Origin of the sequence: Ensifer sp. Root31, assembly GCF_001424825.1 — a bacterium.
GTDB lineage: Bacteria > Pseudomonadota > Alphaproteobacteria > Rhizobiales > Rhizobiaceae > Ensifer > Ensifer canadensis.
On record NZ_LMCO01000017.1, the window covers coordinates 80,765 to 94,680 of the forward strand.

The following is a 13,916-nucleotide window of genomic DNA, read 5'->3' on the forward strand; positions in this document are numbered from 1 at the left end:
CCAGCCTTCATGTGCAGACCCACCCCTGAGGGCTGGAAATTGGTAGGTTGAGGCAGAGACGGCGGCTTGTTTTGCATTTTCAAGCAATCCCGGCCAGTTGAGCCGCAAGCTTCGGCCTGACGAAATCGTCGCCGTCGGCCACAAAGCGCTCATCGAGCCAGAAAATTTAGAAACCTGGGAACCGATATCAAAAGTATCGCATTGGGTCAGCCCCGTCGCTTCGACCAATGATAGGCGGTCTAATGACAATCAAGCGGCATTGTGAATGCAAGTCCCACAAACGAACGCAGAGTGGTAGACGTTGATCACCGTCTCGAATGCCGATTTTTGCTAGCCGAGAACAACGATCTCCCGCCGCAGCTCTTCACTTCGGGCATCGATATCACCCAGTTTCGGACGTGCCGCGCAAACGACCGTGCATCCCGTTCGCATCGGAAATTTCCACCGATATATCCAACGACATATACTCTGCCAACGGGGAACGAGTTACAATCTTTTGTTGAATGGCTGGCGGATAATCCGATGGGTGATTTGCTGTGCGATGACTGTCCTGCGTACGGCGGTATTGCCAAGTCGGAATGATTGGGCTGGAGTTGACCATGTTAGGTTGCAGCGTCATCGAAATCATGCCATCGAACGGGCGGGTCCCTGCGGAATTGATCGAAGCAGGCTATCGGTCAAGCCAGTATGGTCTCGTCGTATTTATCCTGAACAACGTGACCTACCAGGCTGTTAATTTGGTTCTCGATCCGGTCGTCAGGACAATGCCACTGTCAATCCCAGGCGTGCTTTACGTAAAAATTGGCGACGAGCAACGAGTGCGCGAAGCGGTAACTTCCGCTTCGATCGTATATTTCGCGAGCAATTCTCTTTACAACTTCGCTGCAAATTATGGCGCAGCGCCCAAGCTGGTCCATTTAGATTTGCCCCCGCAGTCGAATGACACAGACGAGTTATCAGCTATACGAGAACATATTCCCCCACCGGAAACCGTCGATTGGCGCCACCACAGCTTTCATCATATTTCCGCGGCATAACTCAGACTTCAATTCTGCTGTGAAGAAGACAATTGTCAGTTGCTCCGAATCCCAAATGAGCAAGAAGGCGACGCTGGCGAAAATGGGCCTACCAGCCCGTTGAAAAAGTCGGTCGTTGGCACGGGCAAGGCTATGCAATTGATCATTCGGTTTAAGTTCATTTTTTAGTATGTTATGCTGACGTAATTAAGCGTTTCAGGCTGGAATGCAGCAAATCCAGTGTCTGAGAGGAAGCAACCGCCGGTCTCGTATAGAGCAGATAGCAATCAATAGCTTAATTCTGAGCGCCGTTTACGAGCGAGGGTAAGGCGGCCCTAGCTCGGTCATCGCTGGAGACGGGCCATGCGTATGAATGCCTGGCGGAACTTCATACTTAGGGGCAACATTGCCTCGCCTCTTCGACCCCAAGGTTTTAGCAACACCTGCGACGCGGACGCAGCACGCGGTCGAACGACCTGGATCAACACACACCGTGCACGTGCGGATAAGGTCATTGCTATTGGCCGTATCATGTCAGTGATCGCAAGCCTCTCGATAGCCTGGCTCGGCGCGATGCATCAGCCGCGTCCTCCCCAGTTTGTACTTCCATTTCTGTCGGTCTACCTCGCATACGCGATCCTCTGCGCAATCCATGTTTGGCGAAGTAAGATTTCGCGTGTAAGCGGCACCCTGATACGCCATGCGGTGGATGTCGTTACCTTTGTTTTTTTCATGCTACTAACAGGTGGCGCTTCCAGTCCATTTTTCATATTCATGCCCTTCGTTCTCCTGAGTGCAACGCTGCATTGGCGTTGGCGAGGTGCGTTTTGGACAGCGCTCATCTGCATGGCAGTTCCTGTTTGCCTGGTAGCGTTCGATACCGGTGCTGACGTGACGACGGACGTCTCACACATCCTATTCGTGACTGTCGCCGGCGTTCTACTGGTCTGGCTCGGGGCTCACCAAGAAGTAGTTCGCGCGGAGATGCTGCGCCTGGTGGAGAAAACTCCTGCGACACCCGAAGGACCCGAGTGGCCCGCTGGTGCCGCTCTTGAATACGCAGCGCACGTGATGCGCTCGCCCCGCGCACTCCTGATCTGGAGCGACCCGGACGAGCCATGGACCTATGTAGCAGTTCGCGAGAATGGCGCTTGCAGTGTCACGCAATTGCCGCCGGACGCCTATTGGCCATGGGTTGCGGAACCATTGCAGCGCGCCAGCCTGCTAATCGCCGACGCGAGCCATTCTCAAATCCTCATCCACCGGGGCGAGGGATATTTCGACGAATGGGACGACGCAGTGTCGCCTGTTTCACCTGTTCTCGCTGGCGATTTTTCGATAGCCTCTGCGGTCTCGGCGCAATTTCGAGTGGGTGATCTTGAGGCACGCATCTTTCTCTTGGATCCACCGACACTTTCGCTTGACGACGTGGCCATTGCAGAGGTCATCGCCGACAGGATCAAAGCATTGTTCGAGCAGGCTATCTTGATGCGCAGGCTTAGCGATGCAGCGGCTGTTGAGGAACGTATCAAGATCGGGCGCGATCTTCACGACGGAGTACTTCAAGCTCTGGCCGGAACGGCGTTGCAACTCCAGTCCCTGCGTTCGTTCACTCTCGGGGAGGATCAACAGATCGACGGGCGTGTGACGGCCATCCAAGCCATGCTTGCCGATGAGCAACGCGAACTTCGCGCTTTCATCCGCGCGCTCGAACCAGGCCAAGGATACCGCAACTTCGCCGAATCTCATTTAGCACGGCAATTCGAGGCATTGGCTCGGCGTTTGCGCAAGCAATGGTCGATTGATATTCGCTTCGCTTTAAGCCCCATAGATCTGCGTCTTCCCGCCACGATGGTCTACGAGCTCATACGCATGGCTTCCGAAGCGACGGCCAATGCGGTGCGTCACGGCGGTGCGAAAACACTTGAAATCAACTTACAACTGGATGCCGGTACGATCTTGTTAACGGTCGATGATGATGGATCAGGCTTCGGCTTTGAGCGACGGTTTGATCATGCGGAGCTGAAGAATACCAAGACCGGACCTCGCAGCCTTCGCGAACGCGCCGCAGCGCGTGGTGGAGAGCTTTCGATCGACAGGGTTGCGCAATGGACACGGATCTTGATCAGATTGCCGGTGCACCAATGAGCCTGCGCGTTGTCATTGTCGATGATCACCTGATTGTTCTGGACGGGTTGCGCCGCATTATCGAGACCGAGGAAAATACCTGGGTGGTCGTCACATGTCGAAGCGCGTTCGACGCGATTGCTGCGATCGATCGGGAACGGATTGACCTCGTCGTCGTAGATCTGCGAATTCCCGGAATGAGCGGACTCGAGTTGATTCATTACATCCGCACCCGTGGGTCGGACCTGCCAATTGTCGTTCTTACCGCGGATATCAGCGACGAAGATCTTGCCATAGCAATGCAATATCGCGTGAATGGCATCGTACTGAAGGAACAGGCACCGACCATATTCCTTAACTGCCTGCGGACCGTTGCCACCGGCGGCACATATTTTACGGACAGAAGCATGGCCTGTGCGCTGGACCGGCTGCGCGAACGTGAATCCAAATACAACTCTCTGCTGCAAGCATTGACACCGCGTGAAGTTGAGGTTTCGCGTCTTGCCGCCGATGGATTGCGTAGCAGGGCGATAGGGGACGAGCTTGGAATTTCTCCCGGAACAGTCAAGCTTCATCTTCACAGCATCTACGGCAAACTTGGTATTTCAACGCGGGTGGAGCTCGCAAACCTGGCGAAACGGCAATGGCTGACGAACGAGACCCGATCTTAGGAAGACGTGAGGCGCGGTTTGCATGAAGCGAGCTTTGAAGCGCAAAGGCGAGAAAGCGGAAACGTTGTGATCAAGCGAAACCTTGGCATATTAATATGCGTGCTCATTGCAGTTTATCTCCTGGTGAGCCCCGCATATGCGCTCCTAAATTTCCGGGATTTTGCCTCGGATGTTCCACTTTTCATTCGCTACGTTGCCATCCCCGGCCTGCTTGGAATCGCCTTCCTGGGAATAGGTTTGTTGGCCAAACCGTCTTTTGCAATGGCTGTTGGCGTTTACGGTCTGAGCGTTCTCGTGGCCCTTTTCGCATTTGAGGCGTTTCTCGCCTTCCAATCGATCTCGGTGCGACTGGCTATGCTGGGTCAACTCAACCCTGCTCAGGCTGAAACAGTTGAGCAGGACAAGAACATCGTACGAGGCTTCGCCCTAGGCAGTCTGAACCGTTTTTTGCAAACACAAAAGCTATCGACAGCCCTTTTGTCGGGCTTCCCAAATACCAGCGTCGTCCTTTGTACACCTGACAATCAAATCATAAAGTACACTGCGGACCGCTATGGCTTCAACAATCCGGACGATGTTTACGACCTACCAATGGACCTGATGCTTTTGGGTGATTCCTTCGTCGAGGGATTTTGCCTGCCACCAGGCCAGGATCTTGCGTCGCGTCTAAGGGCCAGCGGTTTTTCAACGGCGGGCGCGGGAATTCGCGGGAACGGCCCTTTGCTTGAGCTCGCGACGCTGGGCCGCTTTGGGCCACTCTTTCGACCACGCCACGTGGCGATGGTTTTCTTCGAGGGCAATGACTGGGAGAATTTCGAGAATGAGCTCAGCAAACCTTGGCTGCGCGATGCGCTTTCGCCAGCCGCCCACTTTGGCACACAGTCAACCGCACAGCCGGCATCGCTTCAGGCCAGAGTCATTTTGAACCGGAACAACAGCAAGCCCATCAACTACATTGATATACTGACAAGAACAGCGATGCTTCGAAACTTCCTGGCCCTGCAGCAAACTTTTACTAGGCTCGGATTGATTTACCCAAAGGCGGCTCGTGAAATGCCGGAATTCAGGGAGACCTTGCACCGAGCTAAAACAATTACCGCCTCATGGGGCGGCAGGTTCACCCTTGTATATGTGCCGCGGGTCGACCGCTTCGTCGGCCCATTTTCTACAGACCGGGTATACGATCAGCTCCGCACAATCGTGACCGATGCCGCGGCGGCCGAGGGAATCGAGGTCATTGATCTTCGCAATGCGTTAGAGGGCAAACCTGACCCGGCGCGCATGTATGCCCCGGACAGCCATTTCAGCCGCGAGGGGGCAGCCTTTGCCGCTGATGTCATCAGCCGACATTTGGAAACCGTCGACAGGTCGTCCAGGATGGTAACGAATATGAGGTAACTGCGAGAAGCGATGTGGGGCGACGTCTATATCCATTGGTATATTGACCGAGACTTTGCGCACCTGTTGAATCCCCGCCAGACGTATGAAACCATAATCGAGCTACGCCCGTTACCGTCTTCTGTTCTGTACATTCTGGGCAAGAAACAGTGAGCGAATCGCACGAGCAATTATTCGAGGATATTCCGCAAGGGCCATCGAATCGTAACTTCGGTTACACGGTGGGCGGTATCCTCCTTTGCCTTGTTGTGGCGAGATGGATAATCACCGGAACAATGACACCGGTCATGTTGGGCTTTGCGAGCGTCGGTGGCCTTCTGGTCTTGCTGGCTCTTATTTACCCGGCCTCTCTCACAATTCCCAATGAGATTTGGAGCAAGCTCGGCCTGCTCCTGTTCAAGGTCGTCAATCCCGTCGTGATGCTCATCATCTATGTAACAACGTTCGTGCCTATAGGGTTGCTCCTGAGAATGCGAGGTTACGACCCTCTCGCACTGAAATTTGACCGGGCGGCGGTCACCTATTGGGTCAACCATCCGTTAGAAGAGGCGGAGCCGTCCACAATGCGAAATCAGTTCTGACGACGCGGTTTTTTGCTGTGATCGAACGTCGAAGAAGGACCGAAACATGGAAATGGTACGCGAGCTTTTCCACTATATGAGCGTCCGCAAGAAGTTTTGGCTGCTGCCCGTCTTTATCATGGTCGCAGTCTTTGGAGCTCTTTTGGTCCTGACCCAGGGCACCGCGGTTGCTCCCTTTATCTACACTCTGTTCTGATGCGGAGAGGGTGAGTGCGAGTTCTTGGAATCTCGGCCTTCTATCATGACAGTGCGGCGGCCTTAGTCGAGGACGGACATATCGTCGCTGCGGCGCAGGAAGAGCGCTTCACCCGAAGGAAGCACGATGCGTCCTTTCCAATGAGGGCGGTTGAGTACTGCCTAGCCGAGGCAGGCTGCGGCATGAGCGAAATCGACCACGTGGTCTTTTATGAAAAGCCATTCTTGAAGTTCGAGCGATTGCTTGAAACTTATCTCACAACGATCCCGAGGGGCTTTCTCTCTTTCAAGACCGCGATGCCGATATGGATCAAGGAAAAATTGTTTCAAAAGAAACTTCTGCGGCAGAAGCTCGGAAAACTGGCTGGCTCGAAAGAGTGGAGAGGCTCGCTCCTGTTCACCGAGCACCATATGGCGCATGCGGCGAGCTGTTACTTTCCGTCTCCTTTTTCGACTGCAGCCGTGCTGACCATGGACGGCGTGGGCGAATGGTGCACCACATCAATAGGGCATGGTACCGCTGATCGCCTCGCCATATTCAAGGAGATACACTTCCCCCATTCTCTGGGCCTACTCTATTCCGCTTTCACCTATTACACGGGATTCAAGGTAAACTCAGGCGAATACAAACTTATGGGCTTGGCGCCTTACGGGCAGCCACGTTTCGCCCAAACTATTCTAGATCATCTGATCGATTTGAAAGAGGACGGCTCGTTTCGCCTCGATCAACAGTATTTCGACTACTGCACTGGTCTTACAATGACTTCCCCGGCCTTCCATCGTCTCTTTGGAGGCGAACCACGAAAACCGGAATCCGCCTTAACCCAGCGCGAAATGGACCTGGCTGCGTCCATCCAAGCAGTGACCGAAGAGGTGGTCCTGAGGCTCGCACGCTTTGCACAACTTGAAACGGGCGAAAGAAACCTGTGCCTTGCCGGTGGTGTCGCGCTGAATTGCGTCGCAAACGGTAAGCTCCTTAAGGCAGGCATATTTGACAATATCTGGATCCAGCCGGCAGCCGGCGACGCCGGAGGTGCTCTTGGCGCGGCCCTTACTGTTTGGCACGGTTTCCTCAGCAATGGTCGGAAGGTCAATGGTCGCGATAGCATGGAGGGCGCATATCTTGGGCCCGCCTACGGCCAAAAAGAGATCGAACAGCGCCTTACTACCGCCGGAGCCGTCTACGGCGTTCTTTCGGACAGCGAGGTTACCGAGAGCACCGTCGATGCTCTCGTTGAGGAGAAGGCTGTGGGGTGGATGCAAGGCCGCATGGAATTCGGGCCGCGAGCGCTCGGGGCGCGATCCATATTGGGCGATCCGCGGTCGCCTACCATGCAGAGAACGCTAAATCTCAAGGTTAAATATCGCGAGAGCTTTCGCCCCTTTGCGCCCTCTGTCAGGCGCGAGGATGTATCGGACTGGTTCGATATCGATGTTGACAGTCCCTACATGTTGCTTGTTGGCGACGTATTGGAAAGTCGAAGACATCAACCGAACACTGATGAGCAGGAATTATTCGGCATCGACCGCCTGAACGTCTCACGATCGCAGATCCCGGCTGTTACTCACGTCGATTATTCGGCCCGAGTGCAGACGGTGCATAGAGAGACCAATCCCCGTTACTGGGACTTGCTGACTGCCTTTAAGGCGCGCACCGGCTGCCCGGTTCTAGTCAATACGAGCTTCAATGTGCGTGGCGAACCGATCGTCTGTACTCCAGAAGACGCTTTCCACTGCTTCATGGGCACCGAGATAGAAAGGCTTGTCATTGGAAACTGCGTCCTTCGAAAGGAAGATCAGCCCGACCGCCTCAAGCAGGACTACAAGGAGCACTTTGAACTAGACTAACACCTTGATTCACATTGCCGCGCTGAAACAGGCATAGGGCCTTTCGGATGAAAATTGGTGCCGCGCGCTCGTCTCGCTTCACAGGCAACGGTGGAGAATTGGGAGAGCCTTGATCAAGCTGGCAGTACGCCAAAACTTAAGAACGCCCCGATCATTCCCAGCCGAGCAAAACCGACGGTAGCACTGTGCGATTGTGAGGAAGCATGCGACTTGCGTTAGTTGAAGCAGGCCTCGGCGCCGGAGGAACGGAACGGGTCGTCAGCCTCATCGTGAAAGACCGCCACGCGCGCGGCGATGAAGTGCATGTCTTCGCCTTCAGCTCCGATGAGGATGACATTTACTTTTCCTTGCCAAGCGGCGTGACTGTCCACCGATTGCCGGACGCACGAGAGGGCCCGTTTTCAAGGAGCTCTGTCAAAACCGTCAATCGGATTTTGCGCCTCCGTGCAGAACTCCGGAAGCTTCGCCCGGATGTCGTGCTTTCGTTTCTGACGAAGATCAACATTGTCTCCCTGCTTTCCACGCGCGGCCTAGGCATTCCGGTGCTCGTTTCGGAACGCAACAATCCCGGTGCTCAACCCAAGCATTTTCTCTGGAACATGATCGAACCTTTGGTTCTGAGCCAAGCTCACCGCTTGATCATGCAAACGGAGGCCATTTCCAAGACCCTGCCCACATCGCTGAGGACAAAGGCGGTCGTCATCGGCAATCCTTGTGACCGAAGCCGTATCCTTAAACCTACCCGTAGAGCTTTACGTGTCGTGGCAGTTGGGCGGCTGGTGGATCAGAAGGGCTTTGATACGCTTATTGAAGCCTTTGCCAATGTCTGTGCGGAGGTTCCCGAATGGTGCCTGACGATTTACGGCGAAGGTCCGGACCGACATCAATTGCAAGAGAGGATCCGGGCTCGGCACATGCAGGACAGAATCTCGCTCGCAGGGGTGACGGCAAAGGCCGGCTCCTGGATTGATGACGCCGCCCTATTCGTTCTCAGTTCGCGTTATGAAGGATTTCCCAACGTTCTGATGGAGGCGATGGCGGCAGGGCTGGCGGTTATTTCCACTCGGTGCGACTTTGGTCCGGCGGAGATCATTGAGGACGGGGTGTCAGGTCTTCTCGTTCCCGTCGACGACGTCGACAGTTTAGCGGCAGCATTGAAGCTCTTGATGCTGGACGAAAGCCTGCGCGCAAGCTTTGCGGAAGCCGGCTATCAAACCGTCCTCCGCTTTTCGACCGAAACCATCATGGCAAAATGGGATTCCTGCATCAGGCAGGTGACTGCAGCCAACCGGCGGAGCCAAAGGCGCCCGCTGAGAAGGGGGCGAGATGAACTTCGATCGGGTGAATGACAGCGGAGGAACCGCACCCGCGGACGCAAATTTCGCCGACATACTTATCCATATCGGCTATCACAAGACCGGATCGACCTATCTTCAGGACCATTGCTTCCAGCCCATCAATGGCTACTCCAGCAACATAGGCGGGTCGAGAACGCGCATTGTGAAAGACATCGCATTCCCCGACAATTTCGTCTTCGACCCCTTTGTGTGCCGAAGCCTTTACTTACCCTATATCGACACCGCGCGCGACAATGGCCTGCGCTTCGTCCTTAGCCACGAACGGCTCTCCGGATATCCGCCAAGCGGCGGTTATGATCGCATGCTCATTGCGGACCGGCTCGTGCGTACGTTCCCCGCGGCAAGAATTCTGATCGTGGTGCGAGAGCAGGTATCGCTGATCAGATCGATATATAGCCAGTACATTACCGACGGCGGGGATCTCTCGCTCCAGCGGTTTCTTGAGACGCCTGAACCACAATTAGGACGCATGCCTGGGTTCCGTCTCGAAGTCTACGAGTTCGACCGACTGATCCGGCACTATCAGGATCTCTTTGGCAACGTTCTAGTGCTACCTTTCGAGATGATGGTGCGGGACTTGGAAAGCTTCGTGGGGCAAATCAGCCAGTTCATGGAAATGCCGCCTCCCGCCTCGATCGCAAAGGTCGTCACTAACAGCAGGCGTCCAGTCACGATGCAGTTCGTTCAACGCTTTGCAAACCGTCTCATGAGCAACAACGAACTCAGCCGCGGCGGGATAGTTCAAATCCCCCGCTTCGCGCGGCGTTTCGCACGAATGAAGCCGGTCTTCGAACGCCTAACTCCGCAATCATTTGACGAGCGGCTAAACAGGAAAATTGACCGCAACATACGCGCATTCGTTGCCGGCCATTATCGTGATAGCAACTGCCGTGTTATGGAGCTAACTGGCTTGGATCTTGAAAAATTCGGTTATGCGGTCTGATCACCGTTTGTAATCCAACATTGAATGCCGTGCCAATCGACGGACAACCTCCGCCCACCTTCTATAAGCACCCTGTTTCTACAACATCGACGGGCTTGTAATGATAATCCGGGAGTGACAGGGGAGGGATAGTTTCGGAGAGTGTAGGATACTGTGGCGTAGGTTTTTCGTAAGCGGTGTCCGCTTACAGCTTGACCGAGCTGCCTATTGCAGTGCCGAGTGATGGAGGACAGGACGGGGATGGCAACCATGGCCCAGACCAGTCATCATAAGAGGCCCCTTTTGAGACAAGCTTCGGTCTGGAAACACGGAGGTTAGCCGTTGCCTTACGTAAAAGTTGAGATCGCAAAAGGGATCGCCAGCGTCGATCAGAAGCGCGCTGTCATCCGAAGGATGACAGAGGTTCTTGTCGAAGAGTTGGGCCGCAATCCCGAATATGTCTTTGTCGTGATCGATGAAATAGATACCGATAATTGGGGCAGGAAAGGCGTCACGCTGACCGACTTGTGGCAACAGGCAAAGACGGACTAGCCCGTTGCCCCTTTGGGCCAACTGCAGGCATTTACGCGGCCGGGTGGCGGCATAACTCCGATTGTTGGGTCAAATTCACGGCGCAGTGCGCACCTATGCGCCAGATCCAGTGTTCATGGAAAAAATCGTGAAACCCTCGCACGCTGCGAAAGCGAGTTCGAGGGTAGGCTGGTGCCCTTCGTTGACTTGAGTTAAAACCACTATCGTTCGCCCAGCCTTCTTGTCCCGGCGAACCGATGTGGAGCCTTAGCAGGAGATTTCACATGACAGACGCAGCGAAGGCGGTTTCGAATTCGAATTGTTTGTTGTTTCGCCTGCCTTTCTTTCGTAGGGGCAGTGCGGTCGCCGGCGCTTTCCTTGCGCTGACGTGGGCGGCGGGACTGTCCCTGGCACAGGAACAGCCGGCATTCCCGGGCGCTGAGGGCTACGGAAAGATGGCAACGGGAGGAAGGGGCGGGGCGATCATCCCGGTCACCAACCTCAACGACGCTGGCCCCGGTAGCCTGCGCGCCTGCATCGATCTCAGTGGCCCGCGCAATTGCGTGTTCAAGGTCGGCGGAACCATCAAGCTGAAAAGTTCATTGGTTGTGCGCGACCAGAACGCCAATCTGTCCATTCTCGGCCAGACTGCACCGGGTGGCGGCATCCTGCTGACCATCGACCAGACAAACAGCGAGGGTCTACACACGCCCTTCGTCGTCAAGGGATCAGTCAACGTCATCATCCGTCATCTGCGGATGCGGCCGCAGTTTTCCAATTCGATACCGAATGTTGATGGCGTGACGATCGAGGACAGTCGGCTGGTTTATGTCGATCACGTGTCGACGTCCTGGGCGACGGATGAGAACTTCAACGCCTATGCCACCACGACGGATCTAACCGTTGCCAATTCCCTGTTTGCCGAAGGCCTGAACAAGCACAGCAAATGCGCGCTTCTCGGCTCGGATCCGCGGGGCCCACAAAACATCAGCTTCTGGAAAAATGCTTGTGTTTCCAACAGAGACAGGAACCCGGACAATAACCACTATGGCGGCTCATGCATCGAGATCGTCAACAATCTCTTCTTTAACGCAGCGTCCGAGTGGGGCGAAATATTCTCGCAATTTCCCGGGGGGACGCCGATCTCCTTTGTCGGTAACTACTTCAAGGCAGGCCCGAGTACCAACGAAGTCACCTATGCGATGAACTGGAACGACACGGCCAGTGTCGACAACCCGAAGCTCTACCAAAGCGGCAATGTTACCTGGAGTTTTGGAAAAAAATCGATCGTCGCGATCGCGCCCGACACGCTCGGCTTCGTCGTCGACAAGCCGCCTTGTCCGTTGGCGATTGCCAATCCCGAGCCGGCCGAGGCGGTCTATGCCTCCGTCACGGCGACCGCGGGCGCCTTCCCGCGTGATGGCGTTGACACACGGGTGATCGCCGAAATCGGGCCCATCGGGCAGAAGGGCGGCGGCAAGATGGTCAGCGTGCCGGGTGCCCTGCCGGAAATCGCCAATGGCGAGCCTTATCTCGATTCCGATGTTGACGGCATGGCCGACGCGATCGAGCCGCAGTTTGGTGCCGCAGCGGTCAGCAATGACCCTTGGGTCGACGGCGACGGTAACGGGTGGTCGAACTTCGACGACTTCATGCAGTGGCTTTCTGAAGAGCGCATCGCCGGACGCTATCCCACAGACTGAAGATGTTCGGCTAGATGCGCCGGCGATAAGCCACATACATCATCGCCAGCCACACGACTGACATGACGATATGGGCAACATTGGCGCCCATGGCGCCAATCTGCGGAATGAAGATCAACGCCGTCACGTAAAAGCCCACGACCGAAATCAACACGCTCGTGAGGACTCTGTGTTCCTCTCCTATCGCCAACAGTGCTGAGCGGAAGACGGCACCGACGAGGGTTAGTGTTACGGCAATCGACTGGACAATCACCAGTGGCGCGGCGCCGACGAATTGCGGTCCGGCTGTCCATTTCAGCAGCGGCTCGATCGAGACGTAGAATGCACCTATCATCGCGACGCCGAATGCAAGGAGCAGCCACTGCGTCTGGGACACAGCGCGCCGGAATTCGGCGCTCGCGCCCGCGGCCCATGCGCGAGCGAGTTCAGGATAGAGCACCGTCTGGACCTGGCTACCTGCCTGTTGCGCCAGGCGACCGACGCGCTTGGCGATGTGAAACAGCCCTGCTGAAGCCGGGTCGGCGAGGTAGCCGACCAGCAATGTGTCAAGTTCGTTGGCGCTTGCGCGAATAGTCAGCGAGACATTCGCCGATATTGCGAATTTCCATAGGCCGGGAAAGCGGGTCCGAAGCTGTGCCATTGACGCCGACGCCAGACCGTGAAGCAAGCCTTCGCGCTTGAGGGCAACTAGGGAAAAAGTAACCAGCGAAATGGCGCTCAGGATCTGCGCTGCCATCCAGATCAATGCGAATTCGAACAGCCCAGCACCGGTTATGTAGCCGAGAAAACAGAGGATGACGCGCAAGAGGCTCGAAATTACCTGGCCGTAGGCTAGGGAGGTGAACCTGCCAAAAAGCCTGAGGACCGCGGTCGGCATGCCGGAAAGCTGAAAAGGCAAGACGAAGCAGTAAACGAGTACCAGTTCTTTCACCGGCTCCGAGAGGCCGAAGAAGGGTGCGGCGAGAAGAACCAGCAAGATTGCGATCAGGCAACCGGCGATCGCGGCTGCGACATCGAGAAGGAGTCCAAACTTCAAGATGGCGCGCAGATCGTCGTTACGCCCGGCCTCTTTTGCCTCGCTCCCGAACTTAATGAGCGGCTGCCAGGACTGAAAGCTGACCAGCCGCTCGACCGCCCTTATGTATGCGAAGCACAGCGCTAACATGCCATAGTCGGCCGGACCGAGTGCGCGCGCGGTCAAGGCAAAACCGGCGAGCCCAATGATCGAGCCGAGGAAATTGCCCGTCATCAGATGAGCGACCGCCTGCAGCCTCTCCTTAAGGCTTTTTTCCCGCCTCGCGATGTCGCCGAACGCCTTCATGGCGCGTCGTAGTTTCTTGCGGATCGTCACGCGCGTTCCAGAAGATCATGCCGGGGGCGCCGGCGAGAGAAGGGACAGTCTAGGTAGCTCTTTAGGGGTAATCCATCGGGGTAATAAAAATCGAAATTACTCTCCCTTTCGGGATATGTATTATAATGTTACCGCATCTTTTTATTTTCAACCAAAATCCTTTGACGGCTCGGCGAACGTCAGAATATAGTCGCCGACAATACGATCTCCGAGCG

At 55.5% G+C, this 13,916-nt stretch carries 12 protein-coding genes; 11 read left to right on the forward strand and 1 reads right to left on the reverse strand.

Annotated features, from left to right (window positions below; genetic code table 11):
* Positions 1-599 precede the first annotated feature (599 nt).
* The 11 genes from ASD00_RS17360 (at position 600) to ASD00_RS17405 (ending at position 12,350) form a co-directional block, all read left to right on the forward strand.
* Complete coding sequence (locus ASD00_RS17360; RefSeq protein ID WP_146160908.1) at positions 600-1,037, forward strand: hypothetical protein; 438 nt, start codon at positions 600-602, stop codon at positions 1,035-1,037.
* Between the two features lie 342 nt (positions 1,038-1,379).
* Positions 1,380-3,164: a sensor histidine kinase gene (locus ASD00_RS17365; protein WP_244496079.1), complete on the forward strand. Its 1,785-nt coding sequence runs from the start codon at positions 1,380-1,382 to the stop codon at positions 3,162-3,164.
* Complete coding sequence (locus ASD00_RS17370; RefSeq protein ID WP_063963286.1) at positions 3,125-3,814, forward strand: response regulator transcription factor; 690 nt, start codon at positions 3,125-3,127, stop codon at positions 3,812-3,814. The genes ASD00_RS17365 and ASD00_RS17370 overlap by 40 nt, the downstream gene beginning before the upstream one ends.
* 66 nt (positions 3,815-3,880) lie before the next feature.
* The gene (locus tag ASD00_RS17375) at positions 3,881-5,212 is read left to right on the forward strand and encodes a GDSL-type esterase/lipase family protein (protein WP_057207727.1); all 1,332 of its coding nucleotides are present in this window, start codon (positions 3,881-3,883) and stop codon (positions 5,210-5,212) included.
* A 149-nt stretch (positions 5,213-5,361) separates the two neighbouring features.
* Positions 5,362-5,793, forward strand: a complete 432-nt coding sequence (locus ASD00_RS17380) for a hypothetical protein (protein ID WP_057207728.1) — start codon at positions 5,362-5,364, stop codon at positions 5,791-5,793.
* A gap of 46 nt (positions 5,794-5,839) precedes the next feature.
* Positions 5,840-5,989, forward strand: a complete 150-nt coding sequence (locus tag ASD00_RS40960; RefSeq protein WP_107027808.1) for a DUF5989 family protein — start codon at positions 5,840-5,842, stop codon at positions 5,987-5,989.
* Between the two features lie 14 nt (positions 5,990-6,003).
* Positions 6,004-7,836, forward strand: coding sequence for a carbamoyltransferase (locus ASD00_RS17385; RefSeq protein ID WP_057207729.1), 1,833 nt, complete (start codon positions 6,004-6,006; stop codon positions 7,834-7,836).
* Positions 7,837-8,039: 203 nt separating this feature from the next.
* Positions 8,040-9,185, forward strand: a complete 1,146-nt coding sequence (locus ASD00_RS17390; RefSeq protein ID WP_057207730.1) for a glycosyltransferase family 4 protein — start codon at positions 8,040-8,042, stop codon at positions 9,183-9,185.
* Positions 9,163-10,137, forward strand: coding sequence for a hypothetical protein (locus tag ASD00_RS17395; RefSeq protein ID WP_057207731.1), 975 nt, complete (start codon positions 9,163-9,165; stop codon positions 10,135-10,137). The genes ASD00_RS17390 and ASD00_RS17395 overlap by 23 nt, the downstream gene beginning before the upstream one ends.
* Positions 10,138-10,458: 321 nt before the next feature.
* Entirely contained in the window at positions 10,459-10,668 is a 210-nt protein-coding gene (locus tag ASD00_RS17400) for a 4-oxalocrotonate tautomerase family protein (RefSeq protein WP_057207732.1), read from the forward strand.
* A gap of 263 nt (positions 10,669-10,931) precedes the next feature.
* Positions 10,932-12,350, forward strand: a complete 1,419-nt coding sequence (locus tag ASD00_RS17405; RefSeq protein ID WP_057207733.1) for a hypothetical protein — start codon at positions 10,932-10,934, stop codon at positions 12,348-12,350.
* Positions 12,351-12,360: 10 nt separating this feature from the next.
* Here ASD00_RS17405 and ASD00_RS17410 read toward each other — a convergent pair whose 3' ends face one another.
* On the reverse strand, positions 12,361-13,671 hold the full coding sequence (locus ASD00_RS17410) for an oligosaccharide flippase family protein (protein WP_057207734.1): 1,311 nt from the start codon (positions 13,669-13,671) through the stop codon (positions 12,361-12,363).
* Positions 13,672-13,916: the final 245 nt, after the last annotated feature.

Bases quoted from the DNA above. Each gene is read 5' to 3' on its own strand.
- ASD00_RS17365 (WP_244496079.1), top strand. From the start codon at position 1,380: ATGCGTATGAATGCCTGGCGGAACTTCATACTTAGGGGCAACATTGCC.
- ASD00_RS17360 (WP_146160908.1), top strand. From the start codon at position 600: ATGTTAGGTTGCAGCGTCATCGAAATCATGCCATCGAACGGGCGGGTC.
- ASD00_RS17395 (WP_057207731.1), top strand. From the start codon at position 9,163: ATGAACTTCGATCGGGTGAATGACAGCGGAGGAACCGCACCCGCGGAC.
- ASD00_RS40960 (WP_107027808.1), top strand. From the start codon at position 5,840: ATGGAAATGGTACGCGAGCTTTTCCACTATATGAGCGTCCGCAAGAAG.
- ASD00_RS17405 (WP_057207733.1), top strand. From the start codon at position 10,932: ATGACAGACGCAGCGAAGGCGGTTTCGAATTCGAATTGTTTGTTGTTT.
- ASD00_RS17390 (WP_057207730.1), top strand. From the start codon at position 8,040: ATGCGACTTGCGTTAGTTGAAGCAGGCCTCGGCGCCGGAGGAACGGAA.
- ASD00_RS17370 (WP_063963286.1), top strand. From the start codon at position 3,125: ATGGACACGGATCTTGATCAGATTGCCGGTGCACCAATGAGCCTGCGC.
- ASD00_RS17410 (WP_057207734.1), bottom strand. From the start codon at position 13,671: ATGAAGGCGTTCGGCGACATCGCGAGGCGGGAAAAAAGCCTTAAGGAG.